Below are 22,196 nucleotides of genomic sequence, written 5' to 3'. Positions count from 1 at the left end.
GGCGCGCCGGGGCCCCTCGGCCCGGCGCGCCGCCTGCTCAGCGTCGGGTCATCACGAACCCGGCGTGGTGAAGGACGCCGTCCAGCAGCTGGCCGAACGCCCAGAAGCCGGAGTCGTCCAGGTAGGTGACCCGGTCCTCGTGCAGCCAGTAGCGGCCGGTGTACGCGTCGGCGCGCCCGCCCCGGGTCTCGGAGTAGCGGCCGTCTGGTCGCAGGTGCTGCAGCAGGCCGCGGCCAGGGTCGTGCCAGGTGCCCACCCACGTCTCTCGGACGGCCGGGTCCGCGACGTCCTGTCCCGCGGGCCGGGTCGGCTCGCCGTCCCAGGCCTCGAGGTGTCCGGCGACCCACACCGCCAGCAGGTCCTGCGGGTCGACGACCAGCATGCTGTGCACCTGCGCCTCGCTGACCGGGCGGCGCACGACGGCGAAGGTGGCCGGGTTGCCGGGCACGAGGTCGTACCCGCCGCGCCGGGCCGGCGGCAGCTGCGCCACGGCGCTGTCCACCAGCAGCGGGACGGCGTAGGCGCCGTCGACGTCGATCACCTCCACCCCGGGGTCGGCCGGCCCCGCGGCCAGACGCTCCCCGACCACGTGCAGATCGCCGGGCGCCACGGTCCCGGACCCGGTCCTGACGTGCGCACGCGTGACGACGAACGTGTCGGCGTCGGGCGGGGTCACCGGCCGGCTCCGGTGGTGGCGAGACGCTCGGTGATCGCGGCGACCGAGTCGTGCACCTGGGTGCGCAGGGCGTCGACGTCCACCCCGACGAGGGCGCCGTCCCACTTGCGCACCTGGCCGGCCACCCACACCGAGGTGATGTTCGAGCGGTCGGCGCCCAGCACGAGGGTTCCGACGGCGTCGTGCAGCGGCATGGTGTTGATCGCCTCGGCGTCCACGATGACGAGGTCGGCCTGCTTTCCTGGGGTGATGGAACCGGTGCGGTCGTCGAGCCGCAGCGTGCGCGCCCCGGACAGGGTCGCGAAGTCGAGCACGTCGCGGGTGGTGATGCGGCTGGGCGCCTGCCCGGTGCCGTAGGCGGCGTTGACCGCGCGCATGCGTTGGATCGTCAGCAGCGACCGCATCTGGGTGAACATGTCGGAGGCCAGCGCGACCTCCACGTCCACCGACAGCCCGGGCCGGATCCCGTGGGCGAGCGCCTCGTCGACCGGCGGGACGGCGTCCTCCAGCCCGATCTGGGCGTCGGAGGTGGGGGCCAGCGAGACGGTGACGCCGTGGTCGCGCATCGCCGCCCAGGCGTCCGCGGACAGCGCCGTGGAGTGGATCGACTCCAGGTGCGGGCCGAGCAGCCCTTGCCCCTGCCAGTCCAGGATGGCGCGGGAGGCGGCCTGACCGAACATGACGTCCAGGCTCACGCCGATGTCGAGGTCGGCTGCGACCCGAGCCAGGTCGGGACCGTAGGCGAGGTGCCCGGCGATGTCTCCGGTGGCCAGTGCCGCCACGCGCAGCGTGACCAACTGGTCGTCGGTGGGGACGTAGGTCGAACGCAGCCGGGTCAGGTCCGCGGGCCACTGGCCGTCCCAGTCGCCGAAGTGCGGGGCCATGGAGGCGTGCACACCGCGGATGCCGGAGTCGATCAGCGCGGTGATCGCCGCGTCCGAGTGGGCGGTGGTGCGCGAGTTGTGCGAGAAGTCGAGCATCGTGGTGATGCCGCCGTCCAGTGCGGTCAGCGCGGCCAGGCGTGTGCCGAGGTACACGTCGTCGGGGGCGTAGGTCGGCGCCACGTGCATGAGCGTGGACTGCAGGTATCCGGCGAGGTCGTCGACGTCGGGGATGGTGCGGCGCATCTGTGCCTGCCAGGCGTGCCGGTGGGTGTCCACCATGCCCGGGGCGACGATGCTGCCGGTCACGTCGACGGCGATCGCCCCGGCGTCCGGAAGGTCGCGGCCGACGTCGACGATGCGCGCCCCGCGCACCAGGACGTCACCGGTGTCGATGGTTCCCAGCGCAGGATCCATCGTCACGACGGTCGCGCCGCGCAGCAGGACGAGGCGGTCGGCATCGGTGGCGGAGCGGTTCAGTGCGTCCAGGACGGGGTCGGTGCTCATCGGGCGTCCTTCCGGTGCATGGTGTAGCCGGCGTGGTGCAAGGCGTCGTCGGCGAACCGGCCGAAGGCCCAGAAGCCGAGGTCGTCGAGGTAGTCGATGCGGTCACCGTCGACCCAGTAGCGGCCCGCGAAGGCGTGCGGGCGGCCCCCGCGGGTCTCGTCGTAGCGGCCGTCGGCGGTCAGTTCCTGGTGCAGGAAGTCGCCGGTGTCGACCCACACGCCTACGCGGCCCGGGTCGACCGCGAGCCGGTCGGGCTGCAGCCGGGTACGGGGCGGCACGGAACCGAGGGGGTCGCCGGCCCAGTGGACGGGGCGTCCCTCCTGCAGGACTGCGAGCAGTAGGTCGGGCCGCGTGAACGCGGTGTGCAGTGCCGCGGCCAGGTCCGGGGCGTGCTCGTCGGGCACGACGGCGAGGTCGGCGTCCGCGCCGGGTGCGAGCGTCCCGGGGCCGGTGCCGCGCGCGGCGGCGCCGAGGGTGGTGGTCGCGTCGAGGCGGGCGGGGAGCACGGTGGTGCCGGTGGCGTCGATGACCACGGCACCGTCGTCCTCGGCCGCGGTGACGATGCCGGGCCCGACGCCGACGACCAGCGTGCCGCCGAGGAGCACGTCGGCGTCGTGCATGGTGCCGATCAGCGGGTCGAGGGTGTGGATCGTCGCGTTGGTCAGCAGCAGCGGCCGATCGGCGCCGGCGCGGACGGCGGCCAGTCCGGCGGCCGTGAAAGCGGGGAAGGTGGTGGGCATGGCTTCACCCTCGTGCGGCCCGACACGGCAGAGAAGGCCGCGATGCACCCAGGGAGTGCCGCACCCCGGCAAGGGGAACTGGCTCTTCTACGGCGCGCGATCCCCGAGGCAACCGGCCGACGGACGGCCTGGAGCTGCCGGGGGAGAGAGCGGGTGACCTCGACGGGCGGGCGGGTCTGCGGTGGAAGCGCCGGGACGAGCCCCGCATCAGGCCCCGATCACCATGGGGGCGACATCGCCCGGCCGTGGCCTCGATCCACCGACCGGCGGGGTGCGCGGTGTGGTTCTCGGGCGAAGGGTGAGTGCCGCCTTCAGGGGGCCGGCCGGCCCAGCCGATGCAGGCGGTGCACAACCGACGTGCGTGAGCAGGGACGGGCGCCCGTCCCGGGCCGCGCGTCTAAGCTGGACGCCGGCACGAGCCCCGCCGAAGCCTCGGCATGCTCGCTCTCTCAGACCACCCCGTAGCGCCCCGCGGGCCACGGCCCGGGCGCGGACACTGGAGCGACATGACCGCCAGCACTGGCACCCGCACGCTGACCGACGGCGACTTCAAGGTCGCCGACCTCTCCCTGGCGCCGTTCGGCCGCAAGGAGATCCAGCTCGCCGAGCACGAGATGCCCGGCCTGATGGCGCTCCGCGCCGAGTACGGCGACGCCCAGCCCCTGGCCGGTGCCCGCATCGCCGGGTCGCTGCACATGACCGTGCAGACCGCCGTCCTCATCGAGACGTTGACCGCGCTGGGCGCCGACGTCCGCTGGGTGAGCTGCAACATCTTCTCCACGCAGGACCACGCCGCGGCCGCGATCGTCGTCGGCGACGGCACCCCCGAGCAGCCCGCCGGCGTCCCCGTCTTCGCCTGGAAGGGCGAGACGCTCGAGGAGTACTGGTGGTGCACGCAGCGGCTGTTCGAGTTCCGCGACGAGTCGGGCGCCGTCGTCGGCCCCAACATGCTGCTCGACGACGGCGGTGACGCCACCCTGCTGATCCACCTGGGCACCCGCTTCGAGGCCGACGGCGTCGTCCCCGACACCACCGAGGCCGACTCCGAGGAGTACGGCGTGATCCTCGACGTGCTGCGCGGCACGCTCGCCGAGGACGGCCAGTACTGGACCCGCATCGGCCAGGGCATCACCGGCGTCACCGAGGAGACCACCACCGGCGTCATGCGCCTGTACGAGCTCGCCCGCGAAGGCCGGCTGCTCTTCCCGGCGATCAACGTCAACGACTCGGTGACCAAGAGCAAGTTCGACAACCTCTACGGCTGCCGGCACTCGCTGATCGACGGCATCAACCGCGCGACCGACGTGATGATCGGCGGCAAGGTCGCCGTCGTCTGCGGCTACGGCGACGTCGGGAAGGGCTGCGCGGAGTCGCTGCGCGGCCAGGGTGCGCGGGTCATCGTCACCGAGATCGACCCGATCAACGCCCTCCAGGCGGCGATGCACGGCTACGAGGTGACCACGCTGGACGAGGTCATCGGCAAGGCCGACATCATCATCACGGCCACCGGCAACAAGGACATCATCTCGGCCGACCAGCTGAGCCGGACCAAGCACCAGGCGATCATCGGCAACATCGGGCACTTCGACAACGAGATCGACATGGCCGGCCTGGCGCGCACGCCGGGGATCGAGCGGACCACCATCAAGCCGCAGGTGGACGAGTGGCGGTTCGCCGACGGCCACACGATCATCGTGCTCTCCGAGGGCCGGCTGCTGAACCTGGGCAACGCCACCGGGCACCCCAGCTTCGTGATGAGCGCGTCGTTCTCCAACCAGGTGCTGGCGCAGATCGAGCTGTGGAACAACCGGGCCGCCTACGAGGGGCAGACCCCCGGCGTCACGGTGCTGCCCAAGAAGCTCGACGAGCACGTGGCCCGGCTGCACCTCGACGCGCTGGGCGTGAAGCTCACCCAGCTCACCAAGGTGCAGGCCGACTACATCGGCGTCCCGGTGGAGGGGCCCTACAAGAGCGACCACTACCGCTACTGAGGAAGGACGCCCTCGCCCCCCACCGCTCGCGGCGGGACCCTGCGAGGGGGCCGTTCCAGTCCCTGACAGGGGCCGGCCGCTCGTGACCCAGCGCGGCGATCTGCGGCCCTGATCAGCCTGTTCCGCCCCGCCCGGGGGATCTTCTCCGGGCGGGGCGAAGCGTTTTCGGGGGTGCGTCACGCAGAATGGGCGCCGTGCCCCCCACTGCTCCGCAGAACGGACCCAGCCGTGGCCGTGTCCTGGTCGTCGACGACGACGCCGCCCTCGCCGAGATGCTCGGCATCGTGCTGCGGCGCGAGGGGTACGAGCCGGCCTTCGTCTCCGACGGCAACCGCGCTGTCGGCGTCTTCCAGCAGACCAGGCCCGACCTCGTGCTGCTGGACCTGATGCTGCCCGGCCGCAACGGTCTGCAGATCTGTCAGGACATCCGGACCCAGTCGACGGTGCCCATCGTCATGCTCACCGCGAAGGGCGACACGATCGACGTCGTCCAGGGGCTGGAGGCCGGCGCCGACGACTACGTCACCAAGCCGTTCAAGCCCGTCGAGCTGGTGGCCCGCGTGCGTGCACAGCTGCGCCGGGGGGAGACCGGGCAGGCGGAGAACCTGAGCATCGGCGACGTGCAGATCGACGTCCCCGCGCACCAGGTCACCCGGGACGGCGTCCCCATCGCGCTCACCCCGCTGGAGTTCGACCTGCTGGTGGCGCTGGCGCGCAAGCCGCGTCAGGTGTTCACCCGGGAGCTCCTGCTGGAGCAGGTGTGGGGCTACCGGCACGCGGCGGACACCCGCCTGGTCAACGTGCACGTGCAGCGGCTGCGGGCGAAGGTCGAGCGCGATCCGGAGAAGCCCGAGGTCGTGCTGACCGTGCGCGGGGTGGGCTACAAGGCCGGGCCTCCGTGAGCGGATCCGGATGCACCGTGAGCGGAGCGGTGCCCGCTGGGCGCGGAGTCCCGGGATCGGCAGCCGGCTGAGGGACACTGAGGCGGTGACCGCCACCCGGACCCCCGAGACGGGCGCCGGGTCCGGGCAGTACTCACCGGATCCCGGGCGCGGCCCAGGGGCGCGCGAGGAGCTCCTCCGGGTAGGGCGCGGGCTGCGCCGCCGCGCCGGGCAGGTGCGCCGCCGCGTGCGGCGCACCGCCGGTGCTCTCGGCTCGCGGGCGGCGCAGGCCTGGCGGTCGTCGCTGCAGGTGCGGATCGGCGCGATCACCATGCTCCTCGCCGGCACGGTCGTGCTGATCGTGAGCATGGTGCTGTTCAGCCAGATCCGCGACCAGCTGCTGCGGGTGAAGCGCGACGCGGCGGTCGACCAGGTGCAGGCGGGCGTCGTGTACGCCCAGAGCGAGCTGGCCGGCATCGCCACCGGGGACGCCGCCAGCGTCCGCGCCACCCTCGAGCGCACGGTGAACCGGCTGCTGGACCGCGGTGGCGCGGCCGGCGACTTCGACGTCGTCATGATCTACCGGCCGAGCGGCGGGGCAGAGGTCCCGGCCACCAACCGCCGGCCCCTGTACGCCGCGCTGCCCCCCGAGCTGCGGTCGGCGGTCGACGCCGGCAATCAGGCGTCGAAGTACCACCGGGTGCCCGGCGAGTCCGGTGACCCCCGGCCCGGCCTGCTGGTGGGGGCGCCGGTCAGCGGCGACGCGCAGGGGCCCGACCGGATCGAGCTGTACTACGTCTTCCCGCTGCAGCAGGAGCAGGAGAGCCTCCAGCTGATCCGGAGCACGGTGGTCATCAGCGGGGTGGCGCTCACGCTGCTCGTGGTCGGCATCGGCGTCCTGGTCACCCGGCTGGTGGTCGACCCGGTGCGACAGGCCGCCGGCACCGCCCAGCGGCTGGCCGAAGGTCAGCTCGAGGAGCGGATGGAGGTGCGGGGCGAGGACGACCTCGCCCGGCTGGCGACCAGCTTCAACGCGATGGCCGACAGCCTGCAGCGGCAGATCACGCAGCTGGAGGGGTTGTCCCAGCTGCAGCAGCGGTTCACCTCGGACGTGTCCCACGAGCTGCGCACCCCGCTGACCACCGTGCAGATGGCGGCGGAGATCCTGCACGAGGCCCGGGAGGACTTCCCGGCGCACGTCGCCCGCTCGGCCGAGCTGCTGCGCGCCGAGCTCGACCGGTTCGAGGCGCTGCTCACCGACCTGCTGGAGATCAGCCGCTACGACGCCGGCGCGGCCGTGCTCGACTCGACCCCGACCGACATGGGTGCGTTGGTCGGCCGGGTCGTCGACGGGATGAGCTCGCTCGCCGAGCGTCACGGCTGCGAGCTGCGGGTCACCCGGCCGGCCGAGGCGGTCCTGGCCGAGGTGGACGTCCGCCGGGTCGAGCGCATCCTGCGCAACCTCGTCGGCAACGCCATCGAGCACGGTGCCGGGCGCCCGGTGGAGATCACGCTGGCCGCCAACCGGTCGGCGGCCGCGGTGACCGTGCGCGACCACGGGGTCGGGCTGAGCTCCGGCGAGGCGCAGCACGTGTTCGATCGGTTCTGGCGCGCCGACCCCTCGCGGGTGCGCACGGTCGGCGGCAGCGGCCTCGGGCTGTCGATCAGCCTGGAGGACGCCCGTCTGCACGGCGGTTGGCTGCAGGTGTGGGGGCAGCCCGGCGCCGGCGCCCAGTTCCGGCTCACCCTGCCCCTGGTGGCCGGCGGGGATCTGACCAGCTCGCCCCTGCCGCTGCGTCCGGTGAGGCTCCAGCGACCAGGCGCGGCGCGGTGAGGCGGCGTGCGTCGGTCGCCGTGGCGTTGCTGACGGCGCTGCTGACGCTGGTCGCGTGTTCGACGGTGCCCACCGACTCACCGACGGTGCTGATCACCCAGGCGCCGGCCCGGGTGCCGGAGGCGGTCGGCATCGAACCGATCGCGCCGGCCCCCGGGGCCAGCACCGAGGAGATCGTCCGCCAGTTCATCGACGCGGCGGCCAGCACCGTGCGCCGTCACCCCGTGGCCCGGGAGTACCTGACCCCGGCGGCGCGGGAGTCCTGGGACGACACGAGCGGCATCAGCATCATCGGCAGCGACTACGCGGTCGTGACGACCGACGAGGGCGCGGTCACCGTGACCGCCAACCTGATCGGCACGGTCGATCCCCGCGGCGTGTTCACCGTGGCCGAGCGGGGCGTCTTCACCCGGGACTTCACCCTGGAGCGAGTCGACGGCGAGTGGCGGATCAGCAACCCGCCGGACGGGCTGATCATGCTCGAGCCGGACTTCCGGCGGCTGTACGACGAGGTCGCCGCCTACTTCCTCGACCCCACCGGGTCGCGCGTGGTCCCCGACCCGCGCTACCTCATCCGCGGCGAGTCCCAGCCCACGGTGATGGTGGAACGGCTGATCGCCGGCCCGTCGCCGGCGCTGGCCGCCGGCGTCCTCAACCCGCTGAGCGGCGTGGAACTGGAGCGGTCGGTGACCGTCGAGGGGCAGACGGCCACCGTGGAGCTCACGGGTCTGCCGGCCGAGCCGGCGCCGCTCCTCGCCGAGATCTGCGCGCAGCTGGTGTGGAGCCTGCAGCAGCTGGTCCGGCCGCGGATCGTCAACGTCGTCGTCCTGCTCGACGGGGAACCGATCGCCCCCGACGGGGTGCCGCAGCGGCAGACCGCCGAGGACTGGGCGTCCTTCGACCCGGACGCCGTACCCGTCGACGGGGTCGGCCACTACATCGATGCGGGGGCCGTCCGCACGGTCCCACGGGGCGACCCGGTTCCCGGACCGGCCGGAGAGGGCGTCTACGCGCTGGAGAGCGCCGCCGTCGCGGCGGCCGGCGGTGAGCTGAACTTCCTCACAGGTGTCCGCGCCGACGGCACGGGCGCCACGCTGCTCGCCGGCCCCTACGGCGGCGAGCTGGCGCCGGTGCTCGACGGCCGCACGCTCAGCGCACCCACGGTCGCCGCGACCCGCACGGAGGCCTGGGTGGTGCGGGACGGCGCGGAGCTGGTCCGCGTTCCCGCCGGAGGGCCGCCGCAGCCGGTCGCCGCTCCCACCCTCCCCGGCCTCGGGCGGGCCGACGTGCTGCAGCTCTCGCCCGACGGCGTCCGGGCCGCCGTGGTGGTGGAGGGCAGCCAGGGGCGCCGGCTCCACGTCGGCACCGTCGTCCGCTCGGACGCGGACGGCGCCGTCGTGCTCCGCGACCTGCGCGCCGTGGCGCCGACCCTGTCCGGCGTCGTCGACGTCGGCTGGCGGGACAGCGGCGAGCTGCTGGTGCTGGCCGGCGACGAGGGTCAGGACCGCATCGTCCCGTACTCGGTGGGTGTGGACGGCTGGGGCCTGAGCCCGGTGCCGACCTCGGGGCTGCCCAGACAGCCCACCGCGCTGGCGGCCGCCCCGTCGCGCCAGCCGCTGGTGAGCACCGGCGCCGACATCTGGCAGCTGTCCGGCGGGAGGTGGGTGACCCTGGTCCGCGGGGAGGAGCCGCTGCCGGGGACGGCGCCCTTCTACCCGTCCTGAGGTGCACCCGTCCTGAGGTGCACCGCCGTCCACAACCCGGAAGCGGCGTCCACCTCGTGCCCGCGCCACCCGGCAGGCTGGCCCGGTGGGCTCCGGGGTGCTGTCGGCGCTGGCCGACCTGGTCCTGCCCCGCACCTGCGCGGGGTGCGGGCTCCCCGGCGCCGTGCTCTGCACCCGCTGCGCGCGGCTGCTGGCCGTACCGCACCTCGCCTCGCCCCGGCGGTTCCCCGCGGGCTTCCCGCCGACGGTCGCCGCCGCGGTCTACGCGGGACCGGTGCGCCCGGTGGTCAACGCGTTCAAGGAGCACGGCCGTGCGGAGCTGGCCGCGCCGCTGGGCACCGCGCTCGCCCTGGCGGTCGCCGGGGTCCGGATCGGGGTGGCCGGGGAGCCACCGCTGCTGCTGGTGCCGGTACCCGCGTCGCGGGCGGCCCTCCGGGCCCGGGGCCGCGACCACGTGCGCGAGCTGACCGGGCGGGCGGTGCTCGAGCTGCGCGCGGCCGGGGTGTCGGCGCAGGAGTGCCGGCTGCTGCGCCGGCGCGGCCGCGTCCGGGACTCGTCGGGGTTGTCCACCGCCGAGCGGCGGGCCAACCTGGCCGGCACCTTCGAGGTCACCGGCCCGCCGCCGACGCCCGGTGCGCTGCTGGTGCTGGTCGACGACGTGGTGACCACGGGCGCCACGCTGACGGAGGCGGCGCGGGCGCTGGGAGCCGCCCGGGGGGCTGCGGGCGGGGTGGTCGCGGCGGTCGTCGCGGCCACCCCTCGGACGCCGGCAGGCCCGGCGCGGGGCGCTGCGGGGAGCCCCGCGTACCGGATCGGGACGGTCGTCCACCACGACCTCGATCGACTGTCGCGGTCCAGGGGGAGGGACTAGCGTCGAAGCGACCAACGCCCGTCCCCAACCGGGAGGTCCCATGGAGATCGTGGTCCGTGGTCGCAACGTCGAGGTCCCCGAGCACTACCGCCAGCACGTCGAGGACAAGGTCGGCCAGCTCGAGCGGTTCGACGCCAAGCTGTCCCGCATCGACGTCGAGCTCTTCCACGAGAAGAACCCGCGCCAGTCGGCCAGCTGCCAGCGGGTGGAGATCACCCTGCGCGGCAAGGGGCCGGTGATCCGCGCCGAGGCGGCGGGCCCGGACTTCTACGCTGCGCTCGACCTGGCCTCGGGCAAGCTGGACAACCGGCTGCGTCGGGCGGCCGACCGTCGCCGGGTGCACCACGGCCGGCGGACCCCCGACAGCGTGCGCCTCAACGGTGCCGCGCTGGACGCCGGCAATCCCGAGCTGACCATCGAGCAGCAGCTCCAGCTCGACCGCGAACTGGCCTCCGGCACCCACGTCACCGACCTCGACGAGCACCTGCCCGGCCAGATCGTGCGGGAGAAGCACCACCCCGCGACACCGATGACCGTCGACCAGGCCCTCCACGAGATGGAGCTGGTCGGCCACGACTTCTTCCTGTTCCAGTGCGCCGACACCGGCCAGCCGACGGTCGTCTACCGCCGGCACGCGTACGACTACGGCCTCATCCGCCTGGCCCCCGTGGCCTCGGACGGCGCCGCGCCGGCGTCCGCGGTGAAGCAAACGGCGAGCGCCTGACCTGAGCGGGGCACGGCCGCCGGCCGTGCCCCGCTCAGTCGCCGGCGAGCCGGCCGAAGAGGACGGCGTCGGCCCACGTGCCGTCGCGCTGGTCCAGGCAGGCGCGCACCACACCTTCCTGGCGGAAGCCGGCACGCCGGGCCACCACCTGCGACGCGGCGTTCGCCACGTCGACGAACAGGTGCACCCGCGGGGCGCCGAGGCCCAGCGCCCAGTCGGCGAGGGCGTGCGCGGCCTCCGCGGCGTAGCCGTTGCCGCGCGCCCAGGGGGCGACCGTGTAGCCGATCTCCGGGCCGAGCCGCCCAGGACGGAAGTGCAGCCCGCCGGTTCCGGCCAGGCGCCCGTCGGCCTCGATCACGACGGACAGCCCGGTGCCCTCGCTGCGCTCCCGTATGGCCACGTCCTCGACGAAGCGGCGGGCGTCCGCGGGGGTGTACGGCACCGGAATCGTCGGGATCCAGCGCTGGGTGTCCGCGTCCTGGGACGCCCGGTGCACCGCGTCGGTGTCGCTGGTCCGGAACGGGCGCAGCACGAGCCGCTCGGTCCGCAGCGTCTCGGTGGGCAGGTCGACGGCGGAGAGATCGAGGCTCACCGCCCGATCCTCACTGGTTGCCGAGGATGCGGTCCACCGAGATCTCGATGACGACCCGGGCCGGGTTCTCCCGCGGCTGCTTGTACCGCCGCGCGTACCGCTCGACCGCGTCGGCCACCGACGCGGCGTCGTCGCGGACCACGGCGGTGCCCTCCAGGGTGGCCCAGCGGCGCCCGTCGACCTGGCAGACGGCGACCCGGGACCGCCCGTCACGGACGTGCCGCGCCTTGACGGAGGTGCCGGAGGTGATCACCCGGGCGGTCCGGGTGGCCGCGTCGTAGGTGACGCCGACGGGGACCACGTGCGGGCTGCCGTCGGGGCGCAGGGTGGTCAGCGTCGCGAGGTGCCGCTCGGTGAGGAACTCCAGCAGCCCGGGGCCGGGGTCGGACGGATCGCGTGCCATCGCTGCAGCGTACGGATGGGACGCGTGGTGCCCGGGGCGGTCGCCGCGACCGCAGTCGCGGCCGGGCCGCCTACGCTGGGGGCGTGCTGTTCTCGAAGATCCTCCGTGCCGGTGAGGGCAAGCTGGTCCGACGCCTCGGCAGAATCGCCGACGCCGTGGAGTCGCTCGCCGACGACTACACCGACCTCTCCGATGCGGAGCTCCGGGCGAAGACCGACGAGTTCAAGGCGCGCCACGCCGACGGCGAGTCCCTCGACGCGCTGCTGCCCGAGGCGTTCGCGGTCGTGCGCGAGGCGGCCACCCGCACCCTGGGGCAGCGGCACTTCCGGGTGCAGCTCATGGGCGGTGCGGCGCTGCACCTGGGCAACATCGCCGAGATGCGCACCGGTGAGGGCAAGACGCTCACCGGGGTCCTCCCCGCCTACCTCAACGCGCTCTCCGGCAAGGGCGTCCACGTGGTCACGGTCAACGACTACCTGGCCAAGCGCGACGCCGAGTGGATGGGCCGCGTGCACCGCTTCCTGGGGCTGTCGGTCGGCAGCATCCTGTCCGGCCAGACCCCCGCGCAACGGCGCGAGCTGTACGCCTGCGACATCACCTACGGGACGAACAACGAGTTCGGCTTCGACTACCTGCGCGACAACATGGCTTGGAGCAAGGCCGACCTGGTGCAGCGCGGGCACCACTACGCGATCGTCGACGAGGTCGACTCCATCCTCATCGACGAAGCCCGCACCCCGCTGATCATCAGCGGCCCCGCCGAGACCGCCGGCAAGTGGTACCAGGAGTTCGCGCGGATCGTGCCGCTGATGAAGCGCGACGTCCACTACGAGGTGGAGGAGGACAAGCGCACCGTCGCCGTCACCGAGGAGGGCGTGGAGTTCGTCGAGGACCAGCTCGGCATCGACAATCTCTACGAGGCCGTCAACACCCCGCTGATCGGCTACCTGAACAACGCCCTCAAGGCCAAGGAGCTGTTCAAGAAGGACCAGCAGTACATCGTCAGCAACGGCGAGGTCCTCATCGTCGACGAGTTCACCGGCCGCGTGCTGGCCGGGCGCCGCTACAACGAGGGCATGCACCAGGCCATCGAGGCCAAGGAGCGGGTGAAGATCAAGGACGAGAACCAGACGCTCGCCACGATCACCCTGCAGAACTACTTCCGGCTCTACGAGAAGCTCTCGGGCATGACCGGCACGGCCCAGACCGAGGCCGCCGAGCTGCACCAGACCTACAAGCTGGGGGTCGTCCCGATCCCCACGAACCGGCCGATGGTGCGGCAGGACCGCTCCGACGTCATCTACAAGACGGAGAAGGCGAAGTTCGACGCCGTCGTCGACGACATCGCCGAGCGGCACGAGGCCGGCCAGCCGGTGCTCGTGGGCACCGCCAGCGTCGAGAAGTCCGAGGTGCTGTCGAAGTACCTGCTCCGGCGCGGGATCCCGCACGAGGTGCTGAACGCGAAGAACCACGCCCGGGAGGCGTCGATCATCGCGCTGGCCGGGCGGCCGGGCGCGGTGACCGTGGCCACCAACATGGCCGGGCGTGGTACCGACATCCAGCTCGGCGGCAACGCCGAGTTCATCGCCGACGAGGCGCTGCGCGCCCGCGGGCTGTCGCCGACGGAGACCCCGGAGGAGTACGAGGCCGCCTGGGACGAGGCCCTCGAGGCGGCGAAGGCCCAGGTGAAGGCCGAGCACGAGGCGGTCGCGGAGGCCGGCGGGCTGTACGTCCTGGGCACCGAGCGGCACGAGAGCCGCCGGATCGACAACCAGCTGCGCGGACGTTCCGGCCGGCAGGGCGACCCGGGGGAGTCGCGGTTCTACCTCTCCCTGGGTGACGACCTGATGCGCCGGTTCAACGGCCCGATGCTCGAGTCGATGATGAACACCCTCCGGGTGCCCGACGACCAGCCCATCGAGTCGAAGATGGTCAGCCGGGCGATCCTCTCGGCGCAGACCCAGGTCGAGCAGCAGAACTTCGAGGTCCGCAAGAACGTCCTCAAGTACGACGAGGTCCTCAACCGCCAGCGCGCCGTCATCTACGACGAGCGGCGCAAGGTGCTCGAGGGGGCCGATCTGCACGAGCAGGTGCGGTCGATGGTCGACGACGTGGTCTCCGCCTACGTCGACGGCGCCACCGAGACCGGGTACGCCGAGGACTGGGACCTCGACCAGCTGTGGAGCGGTCTCAAGGCGCTGTACCCGGTCGGTGTCACCGTCGACGAGCTCGTCGCGCAGAAGGCCGGCGGGGAGCAGTCCGACCTCTCCGCCGAGGACCTCAAGGCCGCGCTGCTCGACGACGTCCACCGCGCCTACGAGGAGCGGGAGACCGCCCTCGGCGCGGAGGTCATGCGCGAGCTGGAGCGGCGGGTGCTGCTGAGCGTGCTCGACCGCAAGTGGCGCGAGCACCTCTACGAGATGGACTACCTGCGGGCCGGCATCCACCTGCGCGCGATGGCCAACCGCGACCCGGTCGTGGAGTACCAGCGCGAGGGCTACGACATGTTCGTGGCGATGCTCGACGGCATCAAGGAGGAGTCGGTCGGCTTCCTGTTCAACCTCGAGGTGAAGACCAAGGACGAGCAGGAGGCCGAGGCGAAGGCCAAGCAGGCCGAGGCGGAGGCCAAGGCGCTGGCGGCTGCCCAGGCCGGCACGGCGAAGCTGCTGGCCCGGCAGGCCGCGGCGGCGAAGGCGGCCGCCGGTGGCGCTGCGGCCGCGACGGCGCGCCGCTCGTCGGCGCCCGCGGCACCGAACGCCCCGCTGGTGGAGGCCCCTGATCCGGCGGCCGCTGTCGCGGATGCCCCTGCTCCGGCGCCCCCGTCGGAGGTCCCTGCTCCGGCATCTCCCGCGCCGGCTGCCGAGGCAGCCGAGGAGGCGGCCACGGCCGGCACCGGGCCGGTGCTGGCGGTCAAGGGTCTCGACGAGCCGCGCCGTGCGCCGGAGAACCTCACCTACTCCGCGCCCAGCCTGGACGCATCCCCGGCCGAGGGTGGAAAGGCCAAGGCCGCCAAGACGGCGACGGTCTCCGGCACCAAGGAGACCCCGCGCAACGCGCCCTGCCCGTGCGGGTCGGGCCGGAAGTACAAGCAGTGCCACGGGGCGGCCGGCAACTAGCAGAAGGACCCCGTCCGGACGCCACGACGCCCCGCCGACCGGCACACGGTCGGCGGGGCGTCGTCGTGCAGGGGCCCGCGGGGCTCAGCCGATCTGCAGCACCGTGCAGCGCCAGTGGCCGTCCATGCCCTCCAGTCGAGCCGCCACGGCGTGCGCGCGGCCGCCCCGGTGCGTGACGGCGCTGACCTCCGCGACCCCGTCCACGGGCTCGCAGACGCGCACCCGGCCGATCACCACCGGCGCGTTGCCCTCGGCGCACCACCGCGGGCGGCGGCCGGCCGACAGCGCCGCGTAGACGCCGGGCGAGGCCAGGGGCCGAACCTGGGCGAGTGGTCGCCGTCCGGCCAGCGCCTCCAGCGCCGTGGTCACCAGCCGCCGGGCCGCCGCGCCGACCGGCGGGAGTTCGTCCCGCCCCGTCAGGACGGGTCCGAACTCGTCGCGCGCGGCGGCGGGGGCCGCGACGCTCGGCCGGGGGCCCGGGCGTGGGACGGGTCGGGGGAGCGGCCGTCCCGGGTGCACCAGCCGCAGAGCCGGCAACGGGTCGGCCGGCGGCTGCGGTGTGGGGACGACGGTCAGGCGCAGGGCCGGGCGTGCGGTGGGCGGGGCGTGGCGGGACGGCGCGGTCATCGGGGCTCCCGGGAGTGGCGGTCGGTGGCGGACGGGCGGGTCACGGCAGGGCGGGCGGGCGCAGCACCTGGCCGGGCAGCAGCAGGTCGGGGTCGGGGCCGATCACCTCGGCGTTGGCGCGCCACCAGGCCGTCACGGCGGTGGCCACCTGGGCGGTGGCGGGCGCGCGCCCCGCGGTGCGCGCCAGGTGGTCTCCGGCGATGCGCCAGAGGCAGTCGCCGCGCACGACGACGTGCTCGTCGGCGGAGGGGGCCGGCGGCCAGTCGGGCGGCGCATCGGCCCGCGCACCGTCGTCCGGCGTCGGGGCGGCAGGCGGTGCCGGGGCCGGCCAGTCGGGGACGGCGCTCCCCGCTCCCGCACCGGGCCGGGCCGGGACCTCCTCCGCCGCGGCCGCGGCCGGCAGCCCGGGCGCGGCGGTCACCAGCAGCGGTGGGGCGATGCCCAGGCCGACGCCCAGGGCGAGGGAGGCGGCCCGACGAGCGGATCGGGGGAGCAGCCCGCGGAGTGCGCCGTCGGCGAGGGCTCCGGCCGCGCCGGGCAGGGCCGAGCACGCGGTGAGCGCGAGGCCGAGCGCGCCCCAGCCCCACACCGCCCAGGCGAGCAGCCCCACCAGGTGGAGGACGAGGACGTCGGCGCCCCCCGTGTCGGCCGTGCGCTGCGCGGCGCCGAGCGCGGCGAGGGAGGCAGGGACGGCGGGTGTCAGCAGCCCCAGCAGGACGGCGATCGCGGCCATGCCGAGGCCCGTGCCGAGCAGTCGTCGCGCCGACATCCGCGCCTCCTCCGTGTTGACGTTGCGTCACTAAAGCAACCAAACGCAAGCAAACGCAAGTATTCGCACGATCTAGGCTGTCGGCGGAGGTGGGAGATGCGGTGGCAACAGCTGTTCGCCGACCTGCAGGCGCAGTTCGAGGCGGCGGAGGAGGCGGAGGAGCGGGCCGAGTGGGCGTCGCGTGCCCGCGCGGAGATCGGCGCCGTCCGGCTGGCCGACCGCATCGGGGGCGCGCTCGGCGCGGAGCTCGTGGTGACCTGCCGCGGCGCGGGGCGGGTCCGGGGGGTGCTCGCCGACCGGGGGAGCGACTGGCTGCTGCTCACCGACGAGCGGGCACGCGACCAGCTCGTGGCGGTCGCCGCGGTGCGGGCCGTCGACGGGCTGGGCCGGTGGACCGCGCCGGCGGAGGAGGCGGGCCCGGTGCGGGTGCGGCTGGACCTGCGGCGGGCGCTGCGCGGGCTCGCGCGGGACCGGAGCGCCGTCCAGCTCGTGCTGGACGACGGCACGCAGCTGACCGGGACGATCGACCGGGTGGGCGCCGACTACCTGGAGGTGGCCGAGCACCCGGCGGACCAGCCGCGTCGCCCGCACGCGGTGCGGCGGGTGTCGGCCGTGGTCGTGGACGCGGTGGCCGTGGTGCGCACCCTGGTGCCGGGCTGGGACTGAGGCGTCAGGCCCGCTGGTCGGCGGCCTCCTCCGCGCCGGCACCCGGAGCCGGCTCGGTGGGCACCGTGCCCGCGCGGGCCTCGGCGTACTTCTGCTGGATGAACCGCTCCAGCTCGTCCACCTCGACGCGCCACTGGCCGCGGCCGCCGATCTGGATGGCGATCAGCTCCTTGCGGCGCACCAGCGCGTAGGCCTGCGACCACGAGACGTTGAGGATCTCGGCGACGTCGTCGAGGGTCAGGAAGCGAGGTGTGGGCATCGGCGTCTCCATCCGGTCGCCGTCCAGTCTGTCAGCCGTGCCGGTGGTCCGTGGCGGCCGTCCACACCCGAACGTGTGGACGGCGGATGCACGAGTACGCACGCGTGCCGCATCATCGGCACCCCATTGCCGCCGTCGGCCCGTACCCGCGAGCCGACGCGCCCGACCGGGCCGGTGGCCTGCCGGCAGAGAGAAGGTCGTGTGACCGCCGTGCGCACCCCGGGCGCCGTCCCCGAGGCCCCCGAGCTGCCGGCGGGGCCCACCCCGCGGCGCGTCCGGGCACCGGGGTGGCTGGACCTCCGGCTGGTGCTGGGGGTGCTGCTCGTCCTCGCCTCGGTCCTGCTCGGCGCGCGGGTGGTCAGCGCCGCGGACGCCACCGTGCCGGTCTGGAGCGCCGCCGACGACCTCGCGGCCGGGACGGTGCTGACCGCGGACGACCTCGTGGTGGTCGACGTCCGGCTCGACGACGCCGCGGACCGGTACCTGGCGGGCAGCACCCGTCCGGACGGCAGCACCCTCGCCCGCGGGGTCCGGGCCGGGGAGCTCCTGCCCCGCTCGGCCCTCGAGGAGCCGTCGGACCTGGTGCAGCTGGCGCTCCCGGTCCAGGCCGGCTACGTGCCGCCGGGTCTGCGCCGGGGGCAGCTGGTCGACGTGTACGCCGTCGCCGACCCGGCGGCCGGGGCCACCGGGCCGGCCGTCGGCAGCGTGGACCTCGTCGTCGGCGCTGCGCCGGTGCAGGCGCTGTCGGGCAGCTCCTCGGGCGTGCTCTCCACGCCGACCACCACGGTGCAGGTCGTGGTGAGCGTCGCGGCCGACGACGCCGCAGACGTGCTGGCGGCCATCGCCGGGCGCCCGCTCGTGGTCGTCGCCCACCCGGCCGGGGCGACCGCGGTGCAGCGGACCGGCCCCCCGGCGCCGTCGAGCGCGGCGCGCGCCACGCCCGCACCGTCGTCCGCGCCCGGCCCTGCTCCGGGGCCGGCCGCGGCCACCGAGGGAGCGCCCGCACCGGCGGGACCGACCGGCTGATGGCACTGCAGGTCTTCACCGCCGTGACCGGGGCCGGCTGGGAGTCCGAGCTCGTCGGCGCCCTCGACCGCGACGACCACGGGGTGACCGTCGTCCGGCGCTGCGTCGACATCTCCGACCTGCTGGCCGCCGCCGCCACCGGCACCGGTCAGGCGGCCCTGCTGTCGGCGGAGCTGCGTCGCCTCGACGGCGACACGGTGGCCCGGTTACACGCGGCCGGCGTCGCGGTCGTCGGGCTGGTGGAGCCCGGCGACGACGCCGCGGCGCAGCGGCTGCGCCGGCTCGGGGTCGCCCAGGTGCTGCCGGCCGATGCAGATCCGGAGCTGATCGCCCGGGCGCTGCGGGAGGCGGTCACGGGCGTACCGGCGTCCGGCCACGACGTCGCCGACCTGCGCGCGGCGCTCCCCGGGCCCGGTGCCCCCGTCGAGCCGGCGCGGCCGCCGGGAGAACGGGGCCGGGTGGTGGCGGTCTGGGGACCGACAGGGGCCCCCGGCCGGACGACGGTCGCGGTCGGCGTGGCCGACGAGTCCGCTCGGCTGGACGTGCCCACCCTGCTCGTGGACGCCGACGTCCACGGCGGGGTGGTGGCGCAGGTCCTCGGACTTCTCGACGAGTCGCCCGGGCTCGCCGGCGCGGCCCGGCAGGCCGGCCTCGGATCACTGGACGGCGCGGCGCTGGCCGCGCTGGCGTGGGCGGTCCGCCCCCACCTGCGCGTGCTCACCGGCCTGGCCCGCGCCGACCGCTGGCCGGAGCTCCGGCCGGCCGCGGTCACCGCGGTCCTCGAGCAGGCGCGCCTCCTCGCGCGGCTGACCGTCGTCGACTGCGCCTTCGCCGTGGAGGACGACGAGGAGCTCTCCTTCGACACCGCGGCGCCGCGCCGGAACGGCGCCACGCTGGCCGTCCTGGAGCACGCGGACACGGTGCTGTGCGTGACCGGGGCCGACCCCGTCGCCCTCCAGCGGTGCGTGCGGGCGCTGGAGCAGCTGCGCGACGTGCTGCCCGACGTCGAGCCGCTGCTGGTCGTGAACCAGCTGCGCCGCGGACCGGTCCCGGGTGAGCCGCGCCGGGAGATCGGGGAGGCCCTGGAGCGCTTCACCGGCCGGCGGCCCCGGTTCTTCCTCCCGGCCGACCGGCGCGCGACCGATGCGGCGCTCGCGGCCGGCCGCACCCTGGCCGAGGCGGCGGCGGGCTCGGCGCTGCGCACGGAGCTGCGCGCCCTGGCCGCCCAGCTCGCGGGGGTCCCCGTCCCCGTGGCCGGCCGACGCGGGGCGGTGCGCGGTCGGCGGGCGGGCTGAGCGCCGGGCTGTCCGGAACCGCGTCGCCGTCGTAGCGTGAGGGCCCCGTCGGGAGGAGCACGATGGTCGAGCGGTTGGGCACCCTGGAGGCCTCGTTCCTCTACCTGGAGGAGCCGGGCGTCCCCATGCACGTCGGCGGGGTGCTGATCCTCGAGACGCCTCCCGGTGGCCTCGACGCGCTCGCCGCGCTGGTCGAGGCGCGGCTGTCGCTGGTGCCGCGGTACCGGCAGCGGGTCGCCGAGGTGCCGGGGCACCTGGCCAACCCCGTGTGGGTCGACGACCCCGACTTCGACATCACCTACCACCTGCGCCGGTCGGGGCTGCCGCGGCCGGGCACGGAGCAGCAGCTGCTCGACCTGGTGTCCCGGCTGATGTCCCGCCCGCTGGACCGGCGGCGCCCGCTGTGGGAGGCGTACCTCGTCGAGGGCCTCGGTGGAAACCGGGTGGCGGTGGTGACCAAGACGCACCCCGCGCTCGTGGACGGGCTCAGCGCCGTCGACATCGGGCAGGTCCTGCTCGACGTCTCGCCGGACGCGCCGGCACCGGAAGCGGCGGAGTGGCGACCCCGCCGGCCGCCCTCAGGCGTCGAGCTCGTGTGGTCGGCCCTCGAGGACTACCGGCAGCGCCCGTCGTCGCTGGTCGGGCTGGCGCGCTCCGCGGCGACCGACGCGCGCGCCACCGCCGTGCGGATCGGCGGGGTGACCGGCGGCCTGCTCCGCACGGCCCGCTCGGCGATCCTCCCGGCGCCGCACAGTCCGCTCAACGCCCCGATCGGGCGGCAACGTCGGGTCGCGGTGGCGTGCGCCGACCTCGACGACCTGAAGCGGGTGCGGAAGGCGCACGGCGGCACGGTGAACGACGTGCTGCTGACCGTCGTCGCCGGCGCCCTCCGGGAGTGGCTGCTCTCGCGCGGTGAGCCGCTCGTCGGCGGCACCTCGGTGCGGGCCCTGGTGCCGGTGTCGGTGCAGGACGAGGACGGCTCCGCGGGCAACCAGGTCACCTCCCACCTGGTGGACCTGCCGGTGGGGGAGCCCAACCCGAGGGTCCGGCTCGCCCGGCTCACCTACGCCATGCGCGGGCTCACCCAGCACGGGCAGTCGGTCGGGGCGGACAGCCTGATCGCGCTCAGCGGGTTCGCCCCGTCGACGCTGCACGCGCTGGGCGCCCGGGCGGCCCGGGGGCTCTCCCGGCGGCTGTTCAACCTCGTGGTGACCAACGTGCCGGGCCCCCAGGTGCCGCTGTACGCCGCCGGTGGCCGGGTGCTGGAGGTGTTCCCGGTGGTGCCGCTGGCCCGCGGGCAGGGGCTGTCGATCGGCATGACCTCCTACGACGGCACGGTGTTCTTCGGCCTCAACGCCGACCGGGACAGCATGGGTGACGTCGACGTGCTCGCCGACCTCATCGAGCAGGAGGTCGCCGGGCTGGTCGAGACCTCGTCCTGACCCGCCGTCCGGCGGCGGCTACGGTCGTCCTTCCACCGACGAAGGGGGTCAGCCGGGTGCGCGTGTACCTGCCGGCGACGACGAACGTGCTCCGCACCCTGGTCGAGGAGGGGCACCTGCCCGCTCCGCAGACCGTCTTCGCGGTCACCCCGCAGCTGCGCGAGTTCTACGCGCTCAGCGACGCGGAGGCCGACACCGAGGAGCTGGAGTACGCCGCGCTCCTGGCCGCGGCGCGGGCGAGCCTGCGGCTGCTCGACCTCGACCCCCTGGCCGCCCGCCGCCGGGTCGTGCTCGCCGCCGACGTGCCCGACGACGCGGTGACCCCGATGGACGACCCGCACGTGGAGCGCGGCGCGGCCCGGCTGGCCCACGAGGTGCGGCTGCCCGAGGTCGTGAGCGCGCACATCGACGACGCCGAGGCCGAGGAGGACGTCCGCCGGGCGGTGGGCGTGGTCCTGGAGGCCGACCTCGGCAGCGAGGACGCGCAGTTCGTCGTCGACCAGGCCGAGGGGCACGAGCTCGGCTGGTACGCCAGGCAGGAGCTCGGACCGGTCCTGGAACTGCTCTGACGCCCGGGGCCCGGGCGCCGGCGGGTGCCGGCCCGTGCCGCGTCCGTAGGATCACCAGCCGTCTGTCAGCGTCGACGTCGGGAGCCAGCGAGATGCAGTTCGGTCGGTACTACGAGGAGTTCGAGGTCGGGGCCGTCTACAAGCACTGGCCCGGGAAGACCGTCACCGAGTACGACGACCACCTGTTCTGCCTGCTGACGATGAACCACCACCCGCTGCACATGGACGTGAACTACGCGGAGAAGACCACCGACTTCGGCAAGAACGTCGTCGTCGGGAACTACATCTACTCGCTGCTGCTCGGCATGAGCGTGCCCGACGTCTCGGGCAAGGCGATCGCCAACCTGGAGATCGAGTCGCTGCGGCACGTCGCCCCGACCTTCCACGGCGACACGATCTACGGCGAGACGACGGTGCTAGACAAGACGCCGTCGAAGTCGAAGGACGACCGCGGCGTGGTGTACGTGGAGACCATCGGCTACAAGCAGGACGGCACCGTCGTCTGCATCTTCCGGCGCAAGGTCATGGTGCCCAAGCGCTCGTACGGGGAGGCCCGCGGCGGCGAGCAGCCCGGCCGCCCGGAGCCCACCCCCCGCGGCTGAC

The 22,196-nt window shown here is 74.5% G+C and carries 21 protein-coding genes; 13 read left to right on the top strand and 8 right to left on the bottom strand.

Going from position 1 to position 22,196, the window contains the following annotated elements; translation table 11 throughout:
* Positions 1-37: 37 nt before the first annotated feature.
* The 3 genes from ACI8AP_RS13855 to ACI8AP_RS13845 are packed head-to-tail and all read right to left on the bottom strand — an operon-like array spanning position 38 to position 2,804.
* Entirely contained in the window at positions 38-676 is a 639-nt protein-coding gene (locus tag ACI8AP_RS13855; protein WP_456589933.1) for an Atu4866 domain-containing protein, read from the bottom strand.
* Complete coding sequence (locus ACI8AP_RS13850; protein ID WP_456589932.1) at positions 673-2,064, bottom strand: amidohydrolase family protein; 1,392 nt, start codon at positions 2,062-2,064, stop codon at positions 673-675. Before ACI8AP_RS13850 ends, ACI8AP_RS13855 begins: the two co-directional genes overlap by 4 nt.
* Entirely contained in the window at positions 2,061-2,804 is a 744-nt protein-coding gene (locus ACI8AP_RS13845; protein ID WP_456589931.1) for an Atu4866 domain-containing protein, read from the bottom strand. Before ACI8AP_RS13845 ends, ACI8AP_RS13850 begins: the two co-directional genes overlap by 4 nt.
* 506 nt (positions 2,805-3,310) lie before the next feature.
* Between ACI8AP_RS13845 and ahcY the strand changes: the two genes are divergently transcribed.
* The 6 genes from ahcY to hpf all read left to right on the top strand — a co-directional run bounded on the left by ahcY (position 3,311) and on the right by hpf (position 10,829).
* Positions 3,311-4,795, top strand: coding sequence for an adenosylhomocysteinase (gene ahcY, locus ACI8AP_RS13840; RefSeq protein ID WP_456589930.1), 1,485 nt, complete (start codon positions 3,311-3,313; stop codon positions 4,793-4,795).
* A 185-nt stretch (positions 4,796-4,980) separates the two neighbouring features.
* Entirely contained in the window at positions 4,981-5,697 is a 717-nt protein-coding gene (mtrA, locus tag ACI8AP_RS13835) for an MtrAB system response regulator MtrA (protein ID WP_456589929.1), read from the top strand.
* Between the two features lie 85 nt (positions 5,698-5,782).
* Complete coding sequence (gene mtrB / locus ACI8AP_RS13830; protein WP_456589928.1) at positions 5,783-7,510, top strand: MtrAB system histidine kinase MtrB; 1,728 nt, start codon at positions 5,783-5,785, stop codon at positions 7,508-7,510.
* The gene (locus tag ACI8AP_RS13825) at positions 7,507-9,234 is read left to right on the top strand and encodes an LpqB family beta-propeller domain-containing protein (RefSeq protein WP_456589927.1); all 1,728 of its coding nucleotides are present in this window, start codon (positions 7,507-7,509) and stop codon (positions 9,232-9,234) included. The genes mtrB and ACI8AP_RS13825 overlap by 4 nt, the downstream gene beginning before the upstream one ends.
* Positions 9,235-9,319: 85 nt before the next feature.
* A complete protein-coding gene (locus ACI8AP_RS13820) occupies positions 9,320-10,105 on the top strand; it encodes a ComF family protein (RefSeq protein ID WP_456589926.1) in 786 nt (261 codons plus the stop codon).
* A gap of 40 nt (positions 10,106-10,145) precedes the next feature.
* Positions 10,146-10,829, top strand: coding sequence for a ribosome hibernation-promoting factor, HPF/YfiA family (gene hpf, locus ACI8AP_RS13815; protein ID WP_456589925.1), 684 nt, complete (start codon positions 10,146-10,148; stop codon positions 10,827-10,829).
* Positions 10,830-10,863: 34 nt separating this feature from the next.
* On the opposite strand, the gene ACI8AP_RS13810 is transcribed toward hpf, so the two are convergent.
* Both ACI8AP_RS13810 and ACI8AP_RS13805 read right to left on the bottom strand, forming a co-directional pair.
* The gene (locus ACI8AP_RS13810) at positions 10,864-11,421 is read right to left on the bottom strand and encodes a GNAT family N-acetyltransferase (protein ID WP_456589924.1); all 558 of its coding nucleotides are present in this window, start codon (positions 11,419-11,421) and stop codon (positions 10,864-10,866) included.
* 10 nt (positions 11,422-11,431) lie between these two features.
* Positions 11,432-11,824 (bottom strand): pyridoxamine 5'-phosphate oxidase family protein, encoded by a 393-nt coding sequence (locus ACI8AP_RS13805; RefSeq protein WP_456589923.1) that lies wholly within the window; start codon positions 11,822-11,824, stop codon positions 11,432-11,434.
* Between the two features lie 83 nt (positions 11,825-11,907).
* Here ACI8AP_RS13805 and secA point away from each other — a divergent pair, with 83 nt between their 5' ends.
* A complete protein-coding gene (gene secA, locus ACI8AP_RS13800) occupies positions 11,908-14,940 on the top strand; it encodes a preprotein translocase subunit SecA (RefSeq protein ID WP_456589922.1) in 3,033 nt (1,010 codons plus the stop codon).
* A gap of 84 nt (positions 14,941-15,024) precedes the next feature.
* Here secA and ACI8AP_RS13795 read toward each other — a convergent pair whose 3' ends face one another.
* Together ACI8AP_RS13795 and ACI8AP_RS13790 are read right to left on the bottom strand one after the other, a co-directional pair.
* Positions 15,025-15,567, bottom strand: coding sequence for an Rv3235 family protein (locus tag ACI8AP_RS13795; RefSeq protein WP_456589921.1), 543 nt, complete (start codon positions 15,565-15,567; stop codon positions 15,025-15,027).
* A gap of 40 nt (positions 15,568-15,607) precedes the next feature.
* Positions 15,608-16,336 (bottom strand): LysM peptidoglycan-binding domain-containing protein, encoded by a 729-nt coding sequence (locus tag ACI8AP_RS13790; protein ID WP_456589920.1) that lies wholly within the window; start codon positions 16,334-16,336, stop codon positions 15,608-15,610.
* A 96-nt stretch (positions 16,337-16,432) separates the two neighbouring features.
* Between ACI8AP_RS13790 and ACI8AP_RS13785 the strand changes: the two genes are divergently transcribed.
* Positions 16,433-17,002, top strand: coding sequence for a hypothetical protein (locus ACI8AP_RS13785; protein WP_456589919.1), 570 nt, complete (start codon positions 16,433-16,435; stop codon positions 17,000-17,002).
* A gap of 4 nt (positions 17,003-17,006) precedes the next feature.
* Here ACI8AP_RS13785 and ACI8AP_RS13780 read toward each other — a convergent pair whose 3' ends face one another.
* Entirely contained in the window at positions 17,007-17,261 is a 255-nt protein-coding gene (locus tag ACI8AP_RS13780) for a helix-turn-helix domain-containing protein (protein WP_456589918.1), read from the bottom strand.
* Positions 17,262-17,462: 201 nt separating this feature from the next.
* Between ACI8AP_RS13780 and ACI8AP_RS13775 the strand changes: the two genes are divergently transcribed.
* From ACI8AP_RS13775 to ACI8AP_RS13755, 5 genes are all read left to right on the top strand, one after another.
* Positions 17,463-18,287 carry an SAF domain-containing protein gene (locus tag ACI8AP_RS13775; RefSeq protein ID WP_456589917.1) on the top strand — a complete coding sequence of 275 codons (825 nt, stop codon included), beginning with the start codon at positions 17,463-17,465 and terminating at the stop codon, positions 18,285-18,287.
* The gene (locus tag ACI8AP_RS13770; RefSeq protein ID WP_456589916.1) at positions 18,287-19,582 is read left to right on the top strand and encodes an AAA family ATPase; all 1,296 of its coding nucleotides are present in this window, start codon (positions 18,287-18,289) and stop codon (positions 19,580-19,582) included. Before ACI8AP_RS13775 ends, ACI8AP_RS13770 begins: the two co-directional genes overlap by 1 nt.
* Positions 19,583-19,644: 62 nt before the next feature.
* The gene (locus tag ACI8AP_RS13765) at positions 19,645-21,024 is read left to right on the top strand and encodes a WS/DGAT/MGAT family O-acyltransferase (RefSeq protein ID WP_456589915.1); all 1,380 of its coding nucleotides are present in this window, start codon (positions 19,645-19,647) and stop codon (positions 21,022-21,024) included.
* A gap of 56 nt (positions 21,025-21,080) precedes the next feature.
* Positions 21,081-21,593, top strand: a complete 513-nt coding sequence (locus ACI8AP_RS13760) for a DUF6912 family protein (protein ID WP_456589914.1) — start codon at positions 21,081-21,083, stop codon at positions 21,591-21,593.
* 92 nt (positions 21,594-21,685) lie between these two features.
* Positions 21,686-22,195, top strand: a complete 510-nt coding sequence (locus tag ACI8AP_RS13755) for a MaoC family dehydratase (RefSeq protein ID WP_113798727.1) — start codon at positions 21,686-21,688, stop codon at positions 22,193-22,195.
* The last annotated feature ends 1 nt before the right edge of the window (position 22,196 follow it).

The organism is Blastococcus sp. SYSU DS1021 (assembly GCF_054050995.1).
Note: the sequence above shows the minus strand (reverse complement) of the source record. Positions and strands in the feature narration are given on the sequence as shown.